This window comes from Paenibacillus sp. GbtcB18 (genome assembly GCF_019091125.1).
GTDB classification, from domain to species: Bacteria; Bacillota; Bacilli; order Paenibacillales; family NBRC-103111; genus Paenibacillus_F; species Paenibacillus_F chitinolyticus.
Map to the genome: position 1 here is coordinate 281,371 of NZ_JAGXJX010000001.1, position 23,223 is coordinate 304,593.

Below are 23,223 nucleotides of genomic sequence, written 5' to 3' on the forward strand. Positions count from 1 at the left end.
TTCAGCAGGAGAAAGGAGGGAACGGAATGCTTAAAAAAGCCATTTGGATCGGGCTGTTTGTCGTGCTGACTTCGGGGTTCGGCATTAACCGCTTTTACGTGAACGTGCAGGCGAACCACTGGGAAAGGAATTCCGAGGCCGTTCAGGCGGCTTATGAGAAAACGACGATGACCAAGGCTAACCGGGTCGAAGCTTTTCACGGAGCCCGCTCCTATGAAGTCGTGTACGGGGAAGACAAGCTCGGCAACGGGCTGATCGTCTGGGTGCCGCTCAAACAGGACGGAACCGGTCTGGCCATCGACGAGATTCATACGGAAATGACGGCCGAGAACATAACGGAAGAAGCCGTGCGAGCAATCATGGCGAAGAAAAACGCCAAGCTGGATATTCTGCGCATCAATGCGGGCGAATTCAAAGGGAAGTATGTGTGGGAAGTCTTTTATAAAGACGAGCAGGACCGGGCGTTCTATGATTACTACAATTTAAAGACGGGTGCACTCGAAGATACGTTTAAGCTCAGCCTTCAATAGGGTGAGCTTTTCTCTCATTCGTTATTTTGTCAAAGTCTCCATCGTTTTTTTTGCCCATGGGTTACGGACTGTGATATACTATTCGTATAGCATTTGCTAAATACGAATGATATAGAAAGGGGGACGTAAGTTGCGTAAAATACGTCTCTTGCCCGTCCTTTTAAGTGTCGTCATCACTGCTTTTTTCCTTTTTGGCGGCTGGTTCGCTTATCAGACCTACGCCATCGGGAAACCTCTAGGCAATATCGTGAAAGAAACACCGGGGGTTGAGCAATCCCAGGTCACATATAATGATAAAGAAGTTTCGATCCGTCTGTCCCTCAAACCTGATACCAGCTTAAGAGAAGTGTACGGCCGCATTACAAAAGAAGGAGCCTCGACAATCGGTTCCCGTGACGTGAAACTGTCGGTCAATACAAAAGAATCTCCGGATCTCGATAAATGGTGGGCGCAAGCGTTGTTTGACGTCGCCCAAGCGATGGAAACCCGTCACTATGCCGATATACCTGCGGCACTGGAAAAGCACAAAACGGATAAAGACGGCAATCTGGTCGTGAAAACCGAAATGGACGAGCAGAACGTGTACGTTCATCTGCAAAAAGGGGATCAGCACAAATACGTGGTGCTGCCGCGAAATGCCGAAAAAGTTGGGGTGTTTAAATGAGCAAATACGGAAAAGAGATAGCGATTGGCGCTGCTCCGGTACTATTCATTTTTCTGGCCTTTATTAAAGTCAATATTATCCCTTTACTGTTTACAGCCGCCCTTATTACAGCCGTTCTTTATATGATGAAAAGCCGCGGGGGTTCCGGCATCGGAATCGGCGCGGGAGCCGGTACGCGCGGGAAAACCCGGCAGCCTTCCTACCTCAGCTTCGATCAGATCGGCGGGCAGGAACGCGCCAAGAAAGAGCTTGTCGAAGCGCTTGATTTTCTCGTCAAACAGGAAGAAACGAAGAAGCTTGGCATCCGCCCTCTGAAGGGCATCCTGCTGACCGGTCCTCCGGGAACAGGGAAAACGCTGATGGCCAAAGCGGCCGCCCACCATACGAATTCCGTTTACATTGCCGCTTCCGGCAGTGAATTCGTGGAGATGTATGTCGGTGTAGGTGCTTCGCGCATACGCACCCTTTTTCAGGAAGCCAGAACGAAAGCCCAAAAAGAAAACAAACAAAACGCCGTTATTTTTATCGATGAAATCGACGTGATCGGGGGCAAGCGCGACGGCGGACAGCAGCGCGAGTACGACCAGACGCTGAACCAGCTCCTGACGGAAATGGACGGCATTCACACAAATACGACGCCGCGCATTCTGATCATTGCGGCGACCAACCGTAAAGAAATGCTGGACCCGGCACTGCTCCGTCCGGGACGGTTTGACCGACACATCGATGTCGAGCTGCCGGACAAGAAGGGACGCCTGTCCATTCTCAAGATTCATGCCCAGAACAAGCCGCTGGATGAAGCGGCGGATCTGGAGAAAATCGCGGAGCAGACCTTCGGATTTTCCGGTGCGCAGCTTGAGAGCGTGCTGAACGAAGCGGCCATTTACGCCTTGCGCGGCCAGCAGGATTCCGTTATGCAGAAAGATTTGCTTTCGGCTATCGATAAAGTGATGATGGGCGAACAGACGGACCGCGAAGCGACCCAGGAAGAGAAGATCCGGGTTGCCTATCACGAACTCGGCCATGCCATTATCGCAGAGCTGGTGCGTCCAGACTCCGTCGCTCAGGTTTCCCTGCGGCCCCGCGGCAAAGCGCTCGGTTATGTGCGCCACAACCCGCCGCAGGACCAGTACTTGTATTCCAAAGAAGCGATCGAAGAACAGATTATGATCGCGCTAGCCGGCGCCGCTGCGGAAGAGATTATTTACGGCGGCCGCAGCACGGGGTCTAGCAACGACTTCGAGAAGTCCATCGACATGGTCCGCACCATGATTTCTTCGGGCTTGACGTCTCTGGGCATCGTCGACCTGAAAATGGTTCCACAGCAGAAGCTGATGGAAGTGAACAATGCTATCCTCGATGAGCTGATGGCTCGTACAAAAGAGCTTCTGACGAAGCACCGGATCGTATTTGAACAATCGCTGGACATTCTGCTCAAGGAAGAAGTCATTTCCGGGCAGCAGTTCCGTGATCTGCTTGAAGGAAGCAAGAGACATCTGGAACCGGTATTGGCTTAAATCGAATAATCGCATACAAAACGAAAACCAGTCTAGGCTTTTTACAGCCAGGCTGGTTTTTTCTATTTTAGAGGAGTATGCAATAAATTTGAAAATAATTACTAATAGTGTTAAAGTGCATCATATGAGCTTAATTATGGAAAATGATAGGATTGCTTTTTTTAGAATAGGGGTTAGATAAGCGCATTTTCAGTAAAGGATGAGAAGCGATTGCCTAGAACAAATTCATCGTCTGTTTTGTTATTTCTTGTTTTTGTGTGCATTGGTTTTTTTACGAGTATGGCTGTTTCGTATCTGAACAAGTACAAGCTGGTTGAAAAAATTAGTCAAAACTATGTCGGTGACGAAGCCATATTTTTTAGATTTGAACGATTAAGCTCAGTTGATAAAACATCTTTGCAAAATACGTTAAAGCGAGGAGATATCCTTTACAAGAAAATCGATCCCGCAATCAAAGAGATATTGTTTAAGGATAGGATTAGTCCTTTTCCTATGATCGAAGGTCACTCCTTTGATGGCGAAAACAAGCCCGGCAAAAATATTGCGGTCGTGGGTAGGGATATTCATAAGACAATGGGCGAAAAAGAAGCCTATATGTATCACGGAATCTCCTACGAGATCATAGGAGTAACCGGGATAGATAAGCCCAGTAAATTGGACCGCATGGTTTTTTTACAAACGGATAATGCCCAGGCAGACACTAAAGGGATATGGATTCTGGATGGCAATAACAATCTTGAAGATACCTTTCAAAACATTCAGCGCTTTTCGGAACAAAGTGGAGGCAGTGTCAAAAAGGTAGATGTGCCGGGAGAAGGACTTGGGCGTTTTTTTCAGAATGAGCCTATTTTTAAAATGATTGATTCTCTTGTAGTTTTAAGTTTTATAACATGTGCTTCGGCTCTAACTGTCTATTGGGTAGAGCAAAGGAAACAGATGATAGCTATACAAAAATTGTGCGGTTTTTCGACACGATTCATATTTTGGGATTCCTTCAAGCGTTATTTGGCTATTTCCGTATTATCTTATGCAGCGGGCAGCATTATGGGCCTTTTTGTACTCCCGCAATCTTCTTACTCCCCAACAGATTTACTTGCTCAATATGGCAGTACAATTTTGATTGGGATTGCAGTCTGCTTAATACCCTTGACCTTCATGATGAAACGATCGACGGACCGAGCTGTAAGGAGGGTCCAATAATGATAGTCTCAGAAGCAATTAAGAGTCTAAAAAATTGGAAGTTTTTCAGTGTTCTTATCGTAATCCAATTTACAATTTCTTTTATAGTTCTAAATGCCTTATTCACGAACATGACTATTATGAAAAAAAGCGAACAACATTATGCAGCGCAATTGCAAGAGAAACCAAGATATGAATTGACGGATAAGTTGAAAGGAGAAGAGGAAAGATCCTTTCTGGGCAGAGAAGGAGTACTTGAAGATTTTAAAGGCTTTCATCGTGAACTTACTAATCAGAAAGAATTCACTTTTTTGGAACGCATCTTGCAACCTGTTTATGTCGCCAATTTTAGAGGTTCGGAGAAATTTACTAGTGGCTATGAAGAAGGAAGAGAGCCTACCTACCACCAATCCAATGATCTGAACTTTACTTTTGTCAAAGCGGCTGCAGTCAACGAACAGACATGGAAAGAATTCACTTTCCGCATAAGTCAGGGCAGACCTTTTGATAAAAAAGATTTTACTTTGTCAAACCAGGGAATTCTACCTGCTATCTTGGGTTACGAATATCAAGATGTTTATAAATTGGGGGATCGCCTTCAAATTCAGCATTATTTTAAAAATTTTACGATGGAAATAGTAGGATTTTTGGAAAAGAACTCTGCTATGCCTGCAAGAGGACAAGGAGACCTGCTTTATTTAGATCGATATATGGTGTTGCCATCCGTTGTGGTCAGCGAGCCGCCAGTAACGGAAGAAGATTATACTTTTCAAAAAATCAGTAATTTAACTAAATTAAGCGGAACTATACAACTGGAAAACGGATATACGTTAGCAAGCTTTGCTGCCTATTTTGAAGAACTACGGCAGCACTATCAAATGTTTGATTTTGACATCTGGAACTCTTCTCCATGGGAATTAAAAATATTAAAATTTACCGCGGGAGAAAATATAGGACATATGCTGACCATCGGTCTGCTCATGGCGGGCTTTGCCGTGCTGACGCTTTCGGTGATCATGTCCAGCAAGATCAGGCGTAACCGGAGCCAATATGGTGTTCACTTGTTGTGCGGAGGGAGTATGCGGCATATTACGGGGTTTGTGTTATTGGAAAACCTCCTCATTTTTGGGGCTGCTCATCTTTTGGCTTTTCTGATTACACTTATCTTGTTTGGCGACAAGATCGGTTACAGTCCAATTTGGATTGGTTTAAGTCTGGTGTTGCTGCTGACAAGCAGTATTCAGCCCCTGCTTCATTTAAGGCGATTAAACGTGGATACAATGCTAAGGAGGAAGGATTGATGCCGGACATTCAACTTAAAGATGCCTGCAAAACTTACGGAAGCGGAGAGGCAGCCGTCCGGGCGCTTCGCCATTTATCTCTGGAGATTAAACATGGTGAGATGGTGGCTATTATGGGTAGAAGCGGGTCGGGGAAATCGACGCTTTTGAACGTCATGGGAGGACTAACCTCCCTGGATAGCGGCGAGTATCGTTTTAATGGGGAGAATATAAACGGAAAAAAGGAAGCGGAGCTGAGCCGATTTAGACGAAATCATGTCGGTTTTATTGTACAGCATTTTGCGCTTTTACAGGACCGGACCGTTTTTGAGAATGTTATGTTACCTCTAAAGTACAATAAATTGAGCAAAGCTTTTATGACGGAGAAGGTTAACCAGGTGTTAAAGTCGGTTGGTATCTTTGAACTAAGAAACCGTTATCCTTCCGAATGTTCGGGAGGACAATGTCAAAGGACGGCAATTGCCCGGGCAATAGTTAACGATGCAGATGTCATTTTAGCCGATGAGCCAACGGGTTCGTTAGACGAAAAGACGGAAGCATCTATCATGGCATTGTTTCATACTTTGCATCAACAGGGAAAGACGATTGTGATGGTGACCCACGACCGGTCGATCGCCGAACAGTGTCAAAGAATCTTTCATATCGGTGATGAATAAATGTTTCTCAATTATCCGTTCATGTAACATACGTTCATTCTGCACTCTAAAAACACGTCCGCTGTATTCGTTTGCGGGGGTGTTTTTTGGTTTACTTTGACCTTTGAAAATTTCCGGATTTCCACTATTTCTAAACGGGTAAGAAACCGTCTACTGAAGCGTGGTTGTCTGTGTCTTTTTTCACAGCTTGCGAAAGTTGTCGAAATTGCGCAGTTGCTTTTGAAAGTTTTGTGTATACTAATGAAAAAGGCATGAAAACGGTGTATGATGGACTTGAAAAGAGATATAAAAATCGACAACCCTAGATTAACGGACGAAGAGGAGAATAGGGATGCAATATAAAAAGATAGGTGTTATCGGTGGAGGAACGATGGGGCAGGGGATAGCCGAGATGTTGGCGGCCAAAGGCCTTGAAGTTGTCCTGGTGGAGAAAGATAACGAACGAATGGAACATTCTTGGGCCATGATTGAGCTGAGTCTGGATAAACAGCTGGAGAAATGGGCTATTACCGGTGCGGAGAAGAAGCTGGTTCTATCTCGCATTCATAAAACGACGGATCTGAAAGAGCTTCCTTCCTGCCATATGGTGATTGAGACGATTTCGGAAGATCTGGATCTTAAAAAGAGCTTGTTCCGGAAGCTGGACGAAATTTGCGGCCCGGATCTGATTCTGGCTTCCAATACGTCCACGCTCAGTCTTACGGAACTGGGCGCTTCTACGAAGCATCCGGAGCGTGTGATCGGCCTTCATTTTATTCATCCGGTTGCGAAAATCGACCTTGTCGAAATTATCCGCGGTCTGAAAACCTCGGAAGACACGTACATGCTGACACGCCGCTTTGTGGAAGATGTGATTCAGAAAACGGCGATCAAGGTGTACGAGTCGCCCGGTTTTGTCACGTCCCGGCTTATCTGCCTGCTCATTAACGAAGCGGTTCATACGCTCGCCGAGCGTGTGGCTTCGGCGGAAGATATCGACCTCGCGATGCGCAAAGGCTACGAGTTCCGGCACGGGCCTCTTGAAATGGCGGACCGCTTCGGACTGGACTCGGTGCTGGCCGCGCTGGACCGGATGTTCCGTGAATTCGGCGAATTGAAGTACCGTCCGTCCTTCCTGCTGAAGCAGATGGTGCATGCCGGACATTTGGGCGTTAAAACCGGCGAAGGATTTTTCCGGTACGATAAGGAAGGTGACAGAATGTGAATATTCTCGTCATTAATGCAGGAAGCTCATCGGTCAAATATCAGTTGTACAATATGAAGGATGAGAGCGTACTGGCTAAAGGCCGCGTAGAGCGGATCGGGCTGGATTCGGCCATTCTCACCCACGAGCCGGAAGGAAAGACCGAGGTCCGTGAGGTCAGCGAAATTCTCGAGCATACGACGGCGATCAAAAAAGTGCTGGATAAGCTCGTCCATAAAGAGCACGGGGTTTTAAAGTCGGTGAATGAAATCGATGCGGTGGGTCACCGTATCGTACATGGAGGGGAAGCGTTTTCTTCCTCGGTAGTCGTCACGGACGAAGTGAAGAAGGAGATCAAGCGCTTGTTCGACTTGGCGCCGCTCCATAACCCTGCTCACATGCTGGGGATTAACGCCGTCGAAGCGAACATGGGCGACGTGCCTCAGGTGGTCGTTTTCGACACGGCTTTCCACCAGACGATGCCTTCTCACGCTTACATGTACGCGATTCCGAAAATCTGGTACAGCAAACATAAAGTCCGGCGCTACGGCTTCCACGGCACCTCTCACCAATATGTGAGCGAGCGTGCCGCCCGGTTCCTGGACCGTCCGCTGGAAGAGCTTAAAATCGTGTCGGCCCATATCGGGAACGGCGCAAGCTGCACGGCTATTCAAGGCGGCAAATCCGTGGATACGAGCATGGGGCTTACCCCGCTTGAAGGCTTGATGATGGGAACGCGGAGCGGAGATCTCGATCCGGCAGTCGTCACATTCGCGATGGGCAAAGAGGACTTATCCCTCAATGAAGTGAACTCCATGCTGAACAAGCACAGCGGGCTGCAGGCCATATCCGGACTGAGCAGCGATATGCGTGAAATTACGGAAGCGATGGACAGCGGCGACAAAAACGCGAAGCTGGCGTTCGACATGTATACGTACAGGCTGCGTAAATTTATCGGTTCTTATGCGGCGGCGATGAACGGCATAGATGTATTGATTTTTACCGCCGGCGTAGGCGAAAATTCCGTTATTTTGCGCAAAGCGGTATGTGAGGGATTGTCCTATCTCGGTCTTGAACTCGACTCCGAGCGCAACATTAACGGATGGGGAATCGAGAAGCGTATCTCGACGGACGATTCGAAGGTAGAGGTGCTGGTCATTCCGACGAACGAAGAGTGGATGATCGCGCGGGATACGTTTGAACTGGTGAACGGACTGAACGAAGCGAAGCGGTAAAATGATTTTTTTTACCACTGGTTTATAGTACAATAGGTGGATGGGAGAAGACGGCCATAGAGCCGTCTTTCCATGTCAACCCAAGGAGGAAGACGTTAGATGAGCAGTGTGAGTACGATTCATGAAGTCAAGGACCATGTCGGCGAATCCGTAAGAATCGGATGCTGGCTGCACAACAAACGCAAGAGCGGCAAAATTCAATTTTTGCAGCTGCGTGACGGAACCGGCTTTATTCAGGCGGTTGTCGTAAAAAGCGAAGTGAGCGAGGAAGTCTGGGAAGCCGCTTCGAAATTAACCCAGGAAAGCTCGCTTTACGTGACGGGCTCGGTTCGCGAAGAACCGCGCAGCAAGAGCGGGTATGAACTGACGGTTGAAGGCGTGGAAATAATTCAGATTACCCAGGATTATCCGATTACGCCGAAGGAACACGGCGTCGATTTCTTGATGGATCACCGCCACCTGTGGCTGCGTGCTCCGCGTCAGCGCGCCATTCTCGTTATCCGCGCGGAGATTATCCGTGCGATTCAGCAGTTTTTCGATGACAAGGGCTTTCAGCTTGTCGACCCGCCGATTTTGACGCCATCCTCCTGCGAGGGGACGACGAATTTATTTCATACGAAATATTTCGATGAAGACGCTTATTTGACCCAAAGCGGTCAGCTTTACATGGAAGCCGCCGCTATGGCGCTGGGGAAAGTGTACTCCTTCGGGCCAACTTTCCGTGCGGAGAAGTCCAAAACGCGCCGTCACCTGATAGAGTTCTGGATGATCGAGCCTGAAATGGCGTTTGTCGATCACGAAGAGAGCCTTCGCGTACAGGAGCAGTTCGTTTCCCATGTGGTTCAAACCGTTCTGAAAAACTGCCGCAGCGAGCTTGAGACGTTGGGCCGCGATATCTCCAAGCTGGAGAAAATCCAGGCTCCGTTCCCTCGCATCACATACGATGAAGCGGTTCAGTTCCTGCAGGACAATGGCCATGAATTCCCTTGGGGAGAAGACTTCGGCGCTCCTCATGAAACGGCTATCGCCGAGAAGTACGAGAAGCCCGTCTTCATTACGCATTATCCGACGGGCATTAAAGCCTTCTACATGAAACCGGACCCGAACCGTCCGGAAGTCGTGCTCTGCGCCGATATGATCGCACCCGAAGGGTATGGCGAGATTATCGGAGGAAGCCAGCGGATCGACGATCCGGAGCTGATGGAAGAGCGCTTCAAGGAACACGAGCTGTCTTCCGAAGCGTACCAGTGGTATATGGATCTGCGCAAATACGGCACGGTTCCGCATTCCGGATTCGGACTCGGTCTGGAGCGCACGGTCGCCTGGATCTGCGGTCTGGAGCATGTGCGTGAGACGATTCCGTTCCCGCGTCTGCTTTACCGTCTTTACCCGTAATACCCGGATGGGACACGTCCCGCACTTACGGGCTGGCCGGGCAACCGGCCGAATAGGATAGAGGAGGATGGATTTGAAACCGAACGATAACGATCGCAAGCGGGTAGAGCGGGCTCTCCTTGCAGGTATGACAGCAGGAACCGTGGCCGTTCCGCATCTGCTTTTGAGGTATTATCACCGGATGAAGCTGTCCGAACTTGAAGCCATGCTGCTTATTCATATCCTGGCTTTCCAGGAGAATGAAAAGAAAGATTTCCCGACGCACGATGAGATTCAAGACCGGATGACTGCTCCGCAGGATCAAGTGATCGAAGCGATTCAAAAGCTTGTGAACAGCGGTGTGCTCCGGATTGAGCAGGAAATCGACAGCGTGTCGGATATCCAGTACGAGCGGTACAATTTGAGGCCGATGTACGAAAAAATCGCGGGCTGCTATGCGGAAGACCTCCTTCAGAAAGCGGCCAGGCAGGCGGAGGCCCAGAAGACGGAAGCACAGCCCGGACGGGAAAAGGACGTCTATTCGATCTTCGAAGCGGAATTTGCCCGGCCTTTGACTCCGATGGAGCTGGAAACGATAACGAGCTGGCTGGATAGGGACGGCTACAAGGAAGAGCTTGTGCTGGCCGCCCTCAAAGAGGCCGTTTTCGCGGGCAAAGTCCATTTCCGCTATGTGGACCGCATTTTGCTGGAATGGAGCCGGAACCGGATTACGACAGTGGAGCAGGCGAAAGAATTTACGCAGAAGTTCAGAGGCAACCGCTAGTCCGGTCCACTCGTTCTTACAGAACAGTCCGCCCCGCTAAACAAGAAACCCCCGATTGGATTCTCTTCATGAGATTCCTTCGGGGGTTTTTGCGTGTTGTTAGGGCGAACACGTCTTATTTTTTTAGAAGGTGCCAGCGGTATACATATTCGAACATGAATTCGAATGCCTCCAGATGCCGCTTGGCTTCGGCCACGCTTGCGCCCCAGGCGTAAATCCCGTGCTTGCGCAGCACGATCCCCGGAATGCGCGGAACAATGGCGCCCTGCACCAGCTCGGCGATTTTCGGAATGTCGGCGTAATTCGGCAGGACGGGAATTCGGATAGTGGCATCTTCTTCCCAAATGTTGAGCGCTTTAATGATTTCGATACCCTCTACCGGGATAAAACCTTCCTCGCCGTACAGTTCGGAGGCCAGGTTGTTGAACATGGTATGCACATGTAAAATGGCGCCTGCACCCGTATACTTGTAAATTTCACAGTGGATCAGGGTTTCGGCGGAAGGTTTCAAACGGGTCGCCTCGACCGGTGTTCCCTTTTCATTGACGAGAAGGAAGTCTTCCGGCGATTGGAGGGACTTGTCTTTCCCGCTGGATGTCACGGCAAACGTGAAGTTCTCCGGGGTGAACTCGCCGACGCGTACGGACAGATTTCCGCTGGTAGCCGGAAACCAGCCCCGGGCTGCCAGATTTGCTTTGATCTCGCGCAGTTCGTCATACGCGTGCTGTTTTTGCTCCAAGGTCAATTCGGTCATGCTTGTATCGTCGCCTCCAGGTCGCGGATAATATCGTGGAACGTTTCGAAAGGCACGTAAGGCAGCTTCAGTTCCTCGCAAAGCTCAATAAGATGAGAGCGGGCATAGACGTTCTCCACCAGCTTCGCTCCCTCAAAATCGGTTACGCTGTCCCCGATAAGAATGCGCTCATAGTCGTCTGCGGGATAGGAACGGATAATCGACGTTTTGCACATTCCGCAGTCCGCTCCGCAGTGCTCGTCACAGGCGTGCGGCCACAAAATTTCGATGGTTTCGCCTTCAAATGAACTTCCGTTGCAGTAAATATGCTCACGTGGGATATCAAACGATTCCAGGAGCGGATAGACGAAAAAGTCGATCCCGCCGCTTGTCACGAGCAGTTTGATGCCGTTTTGTTTGCAATAGGCGACGAAATCGGAAAAGCCTTCGCGGATGACCGCATTCGAGATGGCAAACTCGATTACTTCTTGTTGACGGGAAGAAGGGAGCAGCCGGAACATTTCGCCGACCGCGTGTCTGACGGAGATCGCCCTTTCTTCCACGAGACGTTTCACGATCGCTTCCCAGCCGGGCGGATCGAAATGTTTCATAATCGCTACGATGTTGTCGCTAACGGTAATCGTGCCGTCGAAATCACAGAACACGATCTTTTGTCGGGTACTCAAGATTTAACCCCCCAGGCTTCGATTGCGGCTTTCAATTCCGGATGCTGCTGAGCGGCTTCCTGGAGCGGTTTCCCGTCCAGCGTCGCGCGGATCGCCTGCCGGAAAGCTTGTCCGCCGGCAATGGCGCCCATGGGATGGCCATGAATCCCGCCGCCGGCGTTAACCACGACATCCGTGCCGAAATCACGCAGGATGAGCGGAACAAGTCCGGGATGGATTCCGGCCGAAGGGACGGGGAAGCTTGTTTTAAGCGCTGCGCTTACGTGTGCGGAAGCGGACGGCTCACGTTCAGGGCCTTCCGCCGCGGAATGCCGATACAGATAGTCCTGCTCGAGGTTCTCTGTAAGCAGGACCTGTTTAATCGCCAGGTTCTCTTCACGCGGCATCACGACGGAGCCGTACGGGGAAGGGAACAGGACGAGATCGGCCCCGGCTACCCGCATCAGCTTACCGAGCAGCAGGGAGGCGGAAATGCCGTACTCCGGAGAAGGATAGAACGCACCGGCCATAGCGGGATGCGCCATAATCGGCACGGAGATGTCCGGGTCGGCGCTGAGCTCGCACAGCGTATCGAATCCGTAAGCGAGCACATTGAACAAAAGCGCGTTCGCCCCGGCCTGGATCGCTTTCTTCGCCTGATCGGCCAGCTTGGACGTCGGGCCGGTCAGATTCGTCGCGTAGAGCAGCTTCTGTCCCGTCACTTCGTATGCGCGGCGTGACGCTTCCATGCAGACGGCTACCCTTTTCTCGATAGGGGTAAGCGGGTTCTCGAACAAAATCTCGTCGTCTTTAATGAGATCGACGCCGCCTGCCGCCTGCGCGTAGAACTGTTCCCTTAGTCCCTCTAGATCCTGGCCGATGACGGATTTGAAAATGCTCATCAGAAGCGGCCGGTCGTGTACGCCGAGCAGCTCTCTTACGCCTTGAAGACCGAATTTGGGACCGGCAAAAGCCGAAAGAAACGACTCCGAAAAGGACAGGTCGGTCAGTTTGATTTTCCCGTCCATGGACAGCTTGCCGAAAACGGTGACAAGCAGGGCGGGAAGGTCCCGGCTGAAATTCACATCGGGATAGGCGATACGGATGTCCGCGTAACGTCTGGATTCGGGTGAAACTTCCCCGGCTTCGCGGACGTCGACGGAGACTACATGACCCAGATGCTGCTGCATCTGGGCTTTGCGGGCTTCCGGCAGAGCGGTCCAGCTTCCTACGGTCAGACCGACCGCGATCCCCTGCGCTTTTTTGTTAAAATCGGCTGTATCGTCATAACAGCGGTAAGTCGCCAAACAGTAGGAACTCACAACATATCACCTGCTTAAGAAAAGAATAGGAGGCAGAACGCCTTAACGGATATGGGGAGCGATTTCTGCGCCCATTTCCTTTGCGCGTTTTGCGGAGCTGAAAACAGCGGCGGCTACGGCTTCCGGGAACTTGTAGCGTTCCAGCGTCTGCAGAGCGGCTAAGGTCGAACCGTTCGGGGAAGTCACTTTGCGTCGGAGCTCCGCGGGTTCTTCTCCCGTACGTTCCACCATGTGAACGGCTCCGAGCAGTGTCTGCATGGTGAGCCGGCGCGCTTCGTTCTCGTCGAGTCCGCCCGCGATGCCCGCCTGAATTAAGGCCTCCATAAAATAGTATACATAAGCGGGACCGCTTCCGGAAAGTCCGGTTACGATTTCTAAGTAATCTTCAGGAACGGCCGTCACCATTCCGACGGCTTCGAACATTTTCGTCGCGAGCTCCTGCTGCTCCTCGGACACATTTTCGGAGAAGCTCATGCCGGTTGCGCCAAGGCCGATGGTCGACGAAGTGTTGGGCATGGTCCGTACGACCGGCATTTGGGTATCCAGCAAAATTTCGATTTTGCGGATCGTCAGCCCGGCGATGACGGACACGAGAAGCTGGCTGCCGTTAAGCATCGGTTTAAGCTCATCGAACGAAGCTTCCACGTCTTTGGGCTTCATGCAGAGCACGACGATGTCTGCGGACGAGATACGTTCTCTTTTGACCGCCGGATCACAGCTCGCTTCGACGCCGTACCGCTCTCTCAGCTCTTGCAGCCGTTCTTCATTTTGCCGGTTGGATGCAAAAACTTGCCCGGGCGTCGTGATTCCCCGTTCGATGAGGCCGCGCAAAACAGCCTCAGCCATGGAGCCTGCACCGATAAAAGCGATGCGTTTAGTGTGGATTATGCTGTTCACAAGTCTCACTCTCCTGTATGTGAAGACCCGTTCCTTCGCGGAACGGATCTCTTTATTCATGGAATTATTCCCGGATTTGGCCGTCGCCATAAATTCTGTATTTGGTGGAAGTCAATGCGGGAAGTCCCATCGGGCCTCTCGCATGAAGCTTTTGTGTGCTGATGCCGATTTCCGCTCCGAAGCCGAATTCGAAACCGTCCGTGAAGCGGGTGGAGGCGTTGTGATAAACGGCGGCCGCATCGACTTCCTGCAGGAAGCGGGATGCGTGAGCTTCGTTCTCCGTCACGATACATTCGGAGTGCATGGTTCCGTGATGACGGATATGAGCGAGAGCCTCATCCAGGGAGTCCACGACTTTGACATTCAGGACATAGTCGTTGTACTCGGTATCCCAGGCTTCGTCGGCCGCCGTTTTAATTTGCGGGGCCAGCTCGCGGGATTGCGGGCAGCCGTACAGCTCGACACCCAGAGCGGACAGCTTTCCGACCAAGGCGGACAGATGTTGCTCGGCGTGGCTGCGGTGTACGAGCAGCGTTTCCATCGAATTGCAGACGGAGGGGCGCTGCACTTTCGCGTTGATGGCAATCTTCTCCGCCATCTCGGGTTTCGCCGATTCGTCGACGAACGTGTGGCAGATCCCGGCTCCAGTTTCAATAACGGGCACTGTCGCGTTTTTGACCACGTTTTGAATGAGAGAAGCTCCGCCTCTGGGAATGAGCACGTCAAGCAGTCCGTTCAGCTTAAGCATTTCATCAACCGAGGCCCGGTCGGGATCGGAGATAAGCTGCAGGGCGCCCGGAGGAACGTCCGTGCCTGCCAGCGCGGTTTGCAGCACTTCTACGATCCGTTCATTGGAGCGCAGCGCTGAAGAGCCACCGCGCAAAACGACCGCATTTCCCGTTTTGAGGCAAAGTCCGGCGGCGTCGACGGTCACATTCGGGCGGGCTTCGTAAATCATGCCGATGACACCGAGCGGCACGCGGATTTTCTCGACGCGCAGACCGTTGGGCCGGGCAAACGATTCGAGCTGATCGCCGATCGGATCGGGCAGCTCGATGATCTGGCGGAGTCCTTCGGCCATACTTTTGATCCGCTCGGGCGTGAGGGCCAGCCGGTCCAGCAGAGAAGTGCTAAGGCCGGTATCGGCGCCCCGCTTCAGATCCTCGGCGTTGGCTGCGATAATGGAGTCTTGCTCGGCGACCAGGGCCTCCGCCATTCTTAAGAGAGCGGTATTCTTCTGACCGGTGGTTAAGTTGCCGAGACGGGAAGAAGCTTCTTTCGCGATGGTTGCTTTTTGTCTGACTTCACTCATGAGGCTCACTCCTTAGCTAATCGAATTGGATTTCATTTTTCAATAAAAACAACGGAGCCGAATCCTGCAATTCTGCAATCCGGCGTTCCGGGATTTTTTCCGCCTTACGGCAGATGCCCTATAAAGGCAAGGGATCGCCGCAGATATCACGTGTTTTGCGAAGCGCGGTAAGCTTGAAGCGTGACCCACTCATCCCGGTGAATGACCTCGATGCGGGGAACCTCGACTCTACGCTGGATTTCCCCGGTGCCCAGTCCCATAACGGCTTGGAGCTGCCAAGCCACGTAATTGGCGACGCCGCGCCCGATCACGGAACCGTCTTCGCCGCGCACCTCGATTACATCGCCGGGGTGGAAATCGCCTTCGACGGCGGTGACGCCCGCAGGCAGCAGACTTTTGCCTCCGGACAGGAGAGCATTCTCCGCGCCTTGGTCGACGGTTACTTTGCCCTGTGGAACGGAGTGAAACCCGACCCACTGCTTTTTGATGGACAGCGTATGGTCGGCGGCGGAGAAATACGTCCCCCGGCCGTTCCCTTCAGCGGCCAGCTTCAGATCATGCGGTTCCGTGGCGCGTCCGACGAAGACGGGAATCCCCCCGCGCATGGCGATGCGGGCCGCTTCGATTTTGGAGCGCATGCCGCCGGTGCCTACGGAGCTGCCGGACCCGCCGGCGATCCGGTAAAGCTCGTCGCTGATTTCATCGACACGCTCGATCCGGCGCGCGTCTTTGTTTTTGCGTGGGTCGTCCGTATACAAGCCGTCTGTATCCGTAATGATGATCAGTTGCCCCGCTTTGAGCAGATTGGCTACGAGAGCCGACAACGTATCGTTATCTCCGAATTTGATCTCATCGACCGACACGGTGTCGTTCTCGTTGATAATCGGAATAAAGCCGCGCCGGAGCAGCTCTTCCATCGTTGCGGTCGCATTGGAGACCCGCTTGCGGCTCGTGAAATCGTCCCGGGTCAGCAGGATCTGGGCAGCGCCGATACCGTGTTGGTGAAAAGCTTCCTGATAAGCGCGCATGAGCAGCGCCTGACCGACGGAAGCGGCCGCCTGCTTTTCGTGAAGCAGCTTCGGCCTTGTTTTATAGCCGAGGAAAGAGAAGCCTGCCGCCACGGCTCCCGATGTGACGAGCACGACTTCGAAGCCGTTTTGCTGAAGCCGGGCGAGTTCGGCGGCAAAATAGGCGATTGGAGCCGGGTTTAATCCTCCGGCATCCGAGGTAAGCGAGCTGCTTCCTATTTTTACAACGATTCGCTGCTGCATATTTTCACTTCCTTAGGAAAACGGTCCGTACGACCGTCTAATTTACGATTGGTTCCGGTCTTGCTGTGCCTTCTTCAAAAGAACGCGGGCCGGACGGCAGGGAAGAGCCGCATGAAAGAATGCAAAAAAGGCTCTCGTCCTCGTAAAGGACGAAAGCCTGGGCTTCCGCGGTACCACCTTCGGTTGACGCGCCGTCCGAGCGGACCTGCCGGCACCATTTGAGAACAGGGGCCATACATAAACAAAGTCCGATCGAGATGCACATCCATCTCTGTCCCTGATAACAGCAGGGGACTGTTCAGCTCGTCGCTGACCGTTCCGGGGCGGGTTCGGGAAAACTGCTGCAAAGCTCTTTCAGCCGGGGAGCTTTTCTCTGAAGCAAAGCGGGTGATCCTTACTATTCCCATCACAACGTTCGATGTTTTCTTACTAGGATAGCACGCGTGCCGCCGGTTGTAAAGAAGGGTTCTCCGGGAAGGAGAACCCGATCCGTTTCGGCGGATTATTGCGGATTACTTGTCACTTGTCGAACAGATGAAGCTTGCCGATGCGCCGGACGGCTTCTTGCAGGCGTTCTTCACCCGTCAGTAATCCGAGTCGGACGTACCCTTCGCCGTGTGTGCCGAACCCGATGCCGGGTGCCACGACGACTTTGGCTTCGTTCAGCAACAGATCGGCAAATTCCGCCGAACTGTATTTGCGGGGCACGGGAAGCCAGGCGAAGAAGGACCCCTGTGAAGGCTTGGCTTCCCAGCCGATTTCGTTCAGCGCGCCGAAAAGCGCATTGCGGCGGCTTTCGTAGACGGCTCTAAGCTCGTGCACGCAGTCCTGGGGAGCGGTCAAAGCGGTGGCCGCAGCGGCTTGTATCCCGCCGAACAGGGAGACGTACATATGATCCTGCATGAGATTGATGATGCGGATAATGTCCGGGTTGCCCAGCGCGAATCCGACCCTCCACCCGGCCATGTTATAGGTTTTGGAAAGCGTATAAAACTCTACGCCGACTTCCTTGGCCCCCGGCCGTTCGAGGAAACTGACGGGCCTGCCGCCGTCGAACCCGATTGCGCCGTAAGCGAAATCGCTGGCCACGACAATCCCGTTCTTCGCGGCGAAAGCGATCGTTTCGTCGTAGAAGGCTTCGGAAGCCGTAGAAGCGGTCGGGTTGTTCGGATAGTTGATGAACATGAGCTTGGCGCGTCTTACGTCGTTTTCGGACAACGATCCGTAATCCGGCAGGAAGGCGTTGTCTTCACGCAAAGGCATGAAGGCCATTTCGGCGCCGGCAAGCGCTACACCCGACCAGTAATCGGGATAGCCCGGGTCCGGCACGAGGCAGACGTCTCCGGGATTCAGCAGGCACTGGCTGATTTCGACGAGTCCGGTTTTGCCGCCGAATAGAATCGCCACTTCCGTCTCCGGGTCCAGGGTGACGCCGTAATCTTCCCGATAGCGTGCGGCAATCGCTTCTTTCAGGAAGCCGTACCCGCTGAAGGGCGGATACTTGTGGTACAGCGGGTTCTCCGCGGATTCCTGAAGAGATTTTACGATATGGGAAGGGGTGGGACGATCGGGATTCCCTTGTCCGAGATTGATGACATCGTGCCCCTGGGCGATTTGGGCATTGGCTTTTTTGACGAGTCCCGCAAAAAACTGCGAAGGCAGGCTTGCCATACGGCTGGCCGCTTCGATCTGCAAAGGTCTTACGGGCGCGTTCGTTGAGGGGGCCTGGCTATGATCCGGCTGAGCGGACCGGCCGGTTTGTAGGTTTTCGTTCATGATTTACTGCCTCCATCATGCTGATCCGTTAGGGATAAACCCGGTGTGATCCTAAATTTACCCCTACTTTATCATGATTTCAAAAGGATGTATACCACTCGGAATTGTCCGTTTAAAAGCTGTCTTTGACGGTTCCCGTTCCTTCGTCGAGAACGTTCTGCCCGTTGCCGGTTCCTCCGTTGCCGAAGAGCAGGCTGCCTGTGCTTTTCTTGCCGGAAATCCGGATTCCGGCTGTTTTACAGCCGCTGAACAGATTGCCGCTGGCCGCGGTTTCGCGGGAACCGGTTTCTCCTCTCGATTCGATGTGAATGCCGCTTGCGCCCAAATTGCGGAACGTTCCGCCGTGAACCGATGCACGGACCGCGTTGCTGATCACGATGCCGTTTCCTTTGATTCCTTTCAGCACATTGCCTTGAAGGGTATGGTCCGCGGGTTGGAGTTTGCCGGACTCCTGATCGCCTTCCAATCGGATGCCGTCCCCGTCGAGACTGGTGATCTCATTGTGGGAAACGGTACAGCCGGAGACATTGCGTTTCAGCAGAATGGCGGTTATCCCCGATTTGGCGGCATCCAGATTGGTGATCCGGTTGTAAATAATATCATTCCGTGCGGCAGGTTCGGCTGCCTGATCGGATTGAACGAGGAAGGCGTACTGGTCGATGTAGGTGACGTCATTGGACTGGATCACCGACCGGGAACAACCTCCGTCCAGATACACGGCTGTGTTCGTTACGCTCTTGAATGTGTTGCGGAAAAAGGTGTGGCCTTCGCCCCCGCTGCAGTAAATGCCGGTGCCGTAATGCGGTTTACCCGGTATATTGCCCAGAATAAGCTCGAAGTCGCAGTGATCCACCCGGCACGAGTGGCAGTTTCTGAGTAAGATCGGACTTGACAAGGTGAAAAAGCGGCAGTCCGTGATGCTGACATGGCTCGCTTGCAGCAGAGAAATGATGCTGTCTTCGACTGGTGAAGCGACAGCTCCGGGCGCACTACCGCCGTGGAAGGAGAGGCTGGCGATTTCGATATCCGATGCGGGCGGCAGGGAGGTGAAAGCGCAGCCGGCGGTAGCCGTCAGAGTCGTCTGACTGATCCCCGCTCCCATAATCCGTATGCCGCTTTTCAGCTGAACCGGCTTGGTCAGGATATACCGGCCCGCGGGTATGTAGACGATGCCGCCGGTCTGGGCGGCTGCGTGAACGGCGCTCTGAATCCCGGCGGAGTCCGTGTCGCCGTAGGAGCCCTGCCCCAGGGCGCCGTATTCTTTGACGTTATGGATAAGCGTCTCCGCTCCGCGCGCTTTGACCGCGGAAGGAAGCGAACCGGCAGCCATAACGGCTCCAGCCGCGCCGAGTGCGGCGAGCAGCTTTCTTCTGCTGAGAGGACGGGACGAATTCATAGGTATCTCTCCTTATCGCTACTTGATTGGATGGTTGAACATGAAATTCGCCGCGGGACCAGGATTTTCCTTCCAATGGTTTGACGAAAGAGAGTTTGGTTCCCTTTTTACCCTAGTTGGGACTGGAAGAAAAGATTTGATCTATGAGGGGCGATCCTCTATCATAAAAGCAGACTGACTTACCCGGCAGACTAAAATTAGGAGGTGCTCAGGTGGATAATCAGCAATCGGTTCCGAATAAAGTCCGTCTTGCGCTTATTCAAATGGATATTACAATCGGAGAGCCGGAAATAAACCGACGGAAAGTAGAGCAGCTTCTTCTGGAAGCGGTCGGCGGCGCGCAAAAACCGGACATTATCGTGCTTCCCGAAATGTGGAACACGGGGTATGCCCTGGACCGGATTCATGAGCTTGCCGATCCGGAGGGCCGTATAACCCGGGACATGCTCGGCTCTTTTGCCAAAGAGCATGGGGTACATATCATCGGAGGCTCCGTAGCGGAGAAGAAGGGCGAGGAAGTTAAAAACACCGTTTACGGATTTAACCGGAACGGCGAAGAGATTCTCGAATATTCCAAAATTCATCTGTTCCAGCTGATGGACGAGCATTTAAGCCTTGCCGCCGGCAGTCGAAGGGGCAGTTTCGATCTGGACGGGATTCCGGCCGCAGCCGTAATCTGTTACGACATCCGGTTCCCGGAGCTTACCCGCAAGCTCGCTCTGGACGGGGCGCAGATGCTCTTCGTGCCCGCCGAGTGGCCGCATCCGCGGCTTCATCATTGGCGTACTCTGCTGATGGCGCGTGCTATCGAGAATCAGATGATCGTCGTTTCCTGCAACCGGGTTGGAGAAAGTAAGGGAACCTCATTCTTCGGTCATTCCATGGTGATTGATCCTTGGGGCCAGGTGCTGGCCGAGGGCGGGGAAGAGGAAGAAATCATTTTCGCCGAAGTCGATTTGGCCGAAGTGGCCTCCGTACGCGGTAAAATTCCCGTATTCGCCGACCGCCGACCTGCCGTATACGAATAAAGCGAACGCCAAAAACGCAGTCCCTCGAAATGAAGGACTGCGTTTTTATCGTTCCCTTTTAATGGGGAAAGAGTTAATGGATGAAAGTCGGAATCCGGCGTCAGACGGAAGACCTTCGACCTGTTATCAGGGTGATGACGAACAGGATGAGGAACAGGAAGAATAGGACTTTGGCGATACCGGCAGCGGCGCTGACGATTCCGAAGAATCCGAAAATACCCGCTACAATCGCGATGATCAGAAAAATCATAGCCCATTTTAACATGAGAAACCCTCCCTTAAACGATAGTTTTTTTATTAATACGTCGTGTGAAATACGCTAACGGCTGTACAAGTATGGCTTCACGGCCACAGTCTGTCTGCCTTATTCAGAACAGATTGCTGTTGTGGTTATCGCGGCCGCTCATGTAAATGCCCGTAGGCGGGAGTGTCGTTTCATCTCCGCGAAGACGTCCGTCGTGAGGATAGCCGTCGCCGTCGCGGTCCGCATAAGCGATCACAAGGATTTTTCCGCGGTCTAGCTCCTTCTCATAGGTATCCGCTTCGGAAGAACTCAGGCCGAGCGATTCCATTTTGGCACGGAGCTTATCGCCTTTCGAACGGAACAGGTTGGCGGCGGCCGTCATCAAGCCTTCCTCCGCTACACCGACTTCATTCGTATTCGTCATTTCCGCCACGCCTTCGGTACGGTCGTTATCATGAGTCATCACGTAAATTTCATCCAGGTTAAACCCTTCGGCCTGTAAATTTTTTACCTCGCGCAGGGCTTGTTCTTCGTTAGCTGCAAGTCTCACTTTGGTTTCCATGTTCATTCTCCTCCTTATCGTTTAAGCCGCAGCTTTCTTGTCTTATTGCGGATGCCGCGGCGACTTCGTGGTTCAGGTTGTTTGCCTGTCGTTCATGACTCTTATTAACCGCCCTCCTTTTCGCTGAAACAAAACTATTGACAAATTCGCCTGTATATGAACTATCAAATCTTTCCTGATTCAAGAGTCGTTTTCTGGGTTACTTTTAAAGAGGATATTTTATATAATAGGATAGATATGCAGCTACCTTTCTTTTCAGGCCCACGGCAATCTCTCACGATACCGGCGGGATACAAAGTGTGCGGTAGTCGATATATTCCCCCAGACCGGCGCGCTTCGGCTATACACGATGTGGCGGTAAGAAAGCGGACGCGGACGGTTTGGTTACAAAATACTCCCAAGTAGATCAAGGAATCACGGACAGAAGAATTCCACTATAAAAGGAGAACATGGAATGAGCATCATGATTGTAGACGATAATCCGGTCAATCTTATTGTGATCGAAAAAATATTGAAAAGCGCGGGCTACTCTAATATGCATCGCGCTTCTTCTGCTATGGAACTGTTTGACATGCTGAAGATCGACAATCCGAGTTCCTCGGATTTACAAATCGATTTGATTTTGATGGACCTGATGATGCCGGAAATCGACGGGATCGAAGCCTGCAAAAAATTGCAGCAAATCGAAGAACTGAAAGACATTCCGATTATTATCATCACGGCCATGGGAGATTCCATTAAACTGGCGGAGGCTCTGGAAGCGGGAGCGATCGATTACGTAACCAAGCCTATCAACAAAATCGAGCTGGTAGCCCGGATTAAATCCGCCCTGCGGCTCAAATACGAGAAAGACTGGCACAAAGAGAACGACAACCGGATTCGTTCCGAGCTGCAATTGGCCAAAAACGTTCAGAGCAGCGTACTCAGCCTGCCGATCGAAACCGAGAAAATCCGAATCGAAGCGTACTACAACCCTTCTTATGAGCTTGCGGGAGATTTGTACAACTGGTATCCCATAGACGAAGACCGTTACGGAGTGATGCTGCTGGACATTATGGGACACGGCATTTCTTCGTCGCTCGTCTGCATGTTCATCTCCTCGGTCCTTCGGGATACGATTACCAAATTTGTGACGCCGGAGCTTGTAATTGCCGAACTGAACCGGTATATGAACCGGCTGCATAACGACCAGAATCATTTGAATTATTATTTCACGGCGATTTATATGTTGGTAGATACGAAGAACAAAACCATCGACTACGTAAATGCCGGCCACCCGCCGGGCTTTCTTATGAACGACAGCGGTGAGGCGATTCCCCTTGCCAACGGAACCTGTGCGGTCGGATTTTTCGAGGAAATGGTTATCAAGCCCGGTCGGATCGCTTACACGGGAAAATCACGGATTCTGCTTTATACCGACGGACTTCTCGAGGAAATAGAAGAGGCCGAGACGGAGCTGCCGACGCGCCTTATCTCGGCCGTTCAGCAAAAAGGGGATATGGGACTTCACGCGGTAGTGGACGAACTGCTGGACGAAGAAGTCCAAAATAATCACATGGATGATATTTGTCTGATCTGGATCGATATTCCTTGA

General features: G+C 52.0%; 22 protein-coding genes. 12 read left to right on the forward strand and 10 right to left on the reverse strand.

Annotated elements, in window-relative coordinates:
* The first annotated feature begins 26 nt into the window (after positions 1-26).
* From KVT34_RS01455 to KVT34_RS01500, 10 genes are all read left to right on the forward strand, one after another.
* Positions 27-530, forward strand: a complete 504-nt coding sequence (locus KVT34_RS01455) for a cell wall elongation regulator TseB-like domain-containing protein (RefSeq protein WP_217556304.1) — start codon at positions 27-29, stop codon at positions 528-530.
* 130 nt (positions 531-660) lie between these two features.
* Positions 661-1,194 (forward strand): hypothetical protein, encoded by a 534-nt coding sequence (locus tag KVT34_RS01460; RefSeq protein ID WP_217556305.1) that lies wholly within the window; start codon positions 661-663, stop codon positions 1,192-1,194.
* Positions 1,191-2,711: an AAA family ATPase gene (locus tag KVT34_RS01465; protein ID WP_217556306.1), complete on the forward strand. Its 1,521-nt coding sequence runs from the start codon at positions 1,191-1,193 to the stop codon at positions 2,709-2,711. The genes KVT34_RS01460 and KVT34_RS01465 overlap by 4 nt, the downstream gene beginning before the upstream one ends.
* Before the next feature lie 210 nt (positions 2,712-2,921).
* Entirely contained in the window at positions 2,922-3,911 is a 990-nt protein-coding gene (locus KVT34_RS01470) for an FtsX-like permease family protein (RefSeq protein ID WP_217556307.1), read from the forward strand.
* Positions 3,911-5,191, forward strand: a complete 1,281-nt coding sequence (locus KVT34_RS01475; RefSeq protein WP_217556308.1) for an ABC transporter permease — start codon at positions 3,911-3,913, stop codon at positions 5,189-5,191. The genes KVT34_RS01470 and KVT34_RS01475 overlap by 1 nt, the downstream gene beginning before the upstream one ends.
* A complete protein-coding gene (locus KVT34_RS01480) occupies positions 5,191-5,847 on the forward strand; it encodes an ABC transporter ATP-binding protein (RefSeq protein ID WP_217556309.1) in 657 nt (218 codons plus the stop codon). The genes KVT34_RS01475 and KVT34_RS01480 overlap by 1 nt, the downstream gene beginning before the upstream one ends.
* A gap of 331 nt (positions 5,848-6,178) precedes the next feature.
* Positions 6,179-7,051, forward strand: coding sequence for a 3-hydroxyacyl-CoA dehydrogenase family protein (locus KVT34_RS01485; protein WP_217556310.1), 873 nt, complete (start codon positions 6,179-6,181; stop codon positions 7,049-7,051).
* Positions 7,048-8,265, forward strand: coding sequence for an acetate/propionate family kinase (locus tag KVT34_RS01490; protein WP_217556311.1), 1,218 nt, complete (start codon positions 7,048-7,050; stop codon positions 8,263-8,265). Before KVT34_RS01485 ends, KVT34_RS01490 begins: the two co-directional genes overlap by 4 nt.
* 99 nt (positions 8,266-8,364) lie before the next feature.
* The gene (asnS, locus tag KVT34_RS01495) at positions 8,365-9,660 is read left to right on the forward strand and encodes an asparagine--tRNA ligase (protein WP_217556312.1); all 1,296 of its coding nucleotides are present in this window, start codon (positions 8,365-8,367) and stop codon (positions 9,658-9,660) included.
* A gap of 73 nt (positions 9,661-9,733) precedes the next feature.
* Positions 9,734-10,423, forward strand: coding sequence for a DnaD domain-containing protein (locus tag KVT34_RS01500; RefSeq protein ID WP_217556313.1), 690 nt, complete (start codon positions 9,734-9,736; stop codon positions 10,421-10,423).
* A 115-nt stretch (positions 10,424-10,538) separates the two neighbouring features.
* On the opposite strand, the gene mtnB is transcribed toward KVT34_RS01500, so the two are convergent.
* From mtnB to KVT34_RS01540, 8 genes are all read right to left on the reverse strand, one after another.
* Positions 10,539-11,177 (reverse strand): methylthioribulose 1-phosphate dehydratase, encoded by a 639-nt coding sequence (gene mtnB, locus KVT34_RS01505; RefSeq protein WP_217556314.1) that lies wholly within the window; start codon positions 11,175-11,177, stop codon positions 10,539-10,541.
* Positions 11,174-11,842, reverse strand: coding sequence for a 2-hydroxy-3-keto-5-methylthiopentenyl-1-phosphate phosphatase (locus KVT34_RS01510; protein WP_217556315.1), 669 nt, complete (start codon positions 11,840-11,842; stop codon positions 11,174-11,176). The genes mtnB and KVT34_RS01510 overlap by 4 nt, the downstream gene beginning before the upstream one ends.
* Positions 11,839-13,143, reverse strand: a complete 1,305-nt coding sequence (locus tag KVT34_RS01515) for a 2,3-diketo-5-methylthiopentyl-1-phosphate enolase (RefSeq protein ID WP_217556317.1) — start codon at positions 13,141-13,143, stop codon at positions 11,839-11,841. The genes KVT34_RS01510 and KVT34_RS01515 overlap by 4 nt, the downstream gene beginning before the upstream one ends.
* Before the next feature lie 42 nt (positions 13,144-13,185).
* On the reverse strand, positions 13,186-14,040 hold the full coding sequence (proC, locus tag KVT34_RS01520; protein ID WP_217556318.1) for a pyrroline-5-carboxylate reductase: 855 nt from the start codon (positions 14,038-14,040) through the stop codon (positions 13,186-13,188).
* 64 nt (positions 14,041-14,104) lie between these two features.
* Positions 14,105-15,352, reverse strand: coding sequence for a glutamate-5-semialdehyde dehydrogenase (locus KVT34_RS01525; protein ID WP_217556319.1), 1,248 nt, complete (start codon positions 15,350-15,352; stop codon positions 14,105-14,107).
* A 146-nt stretch (positions 15,353-15,498) separates the two neighbouring features.
* A complete protein-coding gene (proB, locus tag KVT34_RS01530) occupies positions 15,499-16,623 on the reverse strand; it encodes a glutamate 5-kinase (RefSeq protein ID WP_217556320.1) in 1,125 nt (374 codons plus the stop codon).
* A gap of 519 nt (positions 16,624-17,142) precedes the next feature.
* Positions 17,143-18,399, reverse strand: a complete 1,257-nt coding sequence (locus KVT34_RS01535; RefSeq protein ID WP_217556321.1) for a pyridoxal phosphate-dependent aminotransferase — start codon at positions 18,397-18,399, stop codon at positions 17,143-17,145.
* A 112-nt stretch (positions 18,400-18,511) separates the two neighbouring features.
* Positions 18,512-19,795: a right-handed parallel beta-helix repeat-containing protein gene (locus KVT34_RS01540; protein WP_217556322.1), complete on the reverse strand. Its 1,284-nt coding sequence runs from the start codon at positions 19,793-19,795 to the stop codon at positions 18,512-18,514.
* Positions 19,796-20,007: 212 nt separating this feature from the next.
* Between KVT34_RS01540 and KVT34_RS01545 the strand changes: the two genes are divergently transcribed.
* Positions 20,008-20,823 (forward strand): carbon-nitrogen family hydrolase, encoded by an 816-nt coding sequence (locus tag KVT34_RS01545; protein ID WP_217556323.1) that lies wholly within the window; start codon positions 20,008-20,010, stop codon positions 20,821-20,823.
* 100 nt (positions 20,824-20,923) lie between these two features.
* On the opposite strand, the gene KVT34_RS01550 is transcribed toward KVT34_RS01545, so the two are convergent.
* Both KVT34_RS01550 and KVT34_RS01555 read right to left on the reverse strand, forming a co-directional pair.
* A complete protein-coding gene (locus KVT34_RS01550; protein WP_042228371.1) occupies positions 20,924-21,088 on the reverse strand; it encodes a DUF1328 domain-containing protein in 165 nt (54 codons plus the stop codon).
* A gap of 103 nt (positions 21,089-21,191) precedes the next feature.
* Entirely contained in the window at positions 21,192-21,629 is a 438-nt protein-coding gene (locus KVT34_RS01555; protein ID WP_217556325.1) for a YflT domain-containing protein, read from the reverse strand.
* A 454-nt stretch (positions 21,630-22,083) separates the two neighbouring features.
* On the opposite strand from KVT34_RS01555, the gene KVT34_RS01560 reads away from it, so the two are divergent.
* Positions 22,084-23,223 (forward strand): SpoIIE family protein phosphatase, encoded by a 1,140-nt coding sequence (locus KVT34_RS01560; RefSeq protein ID WP_217556326.1) that lies wholly within the window; start codon positions 22,084-22,086, stop codon positions 23,221-23,223.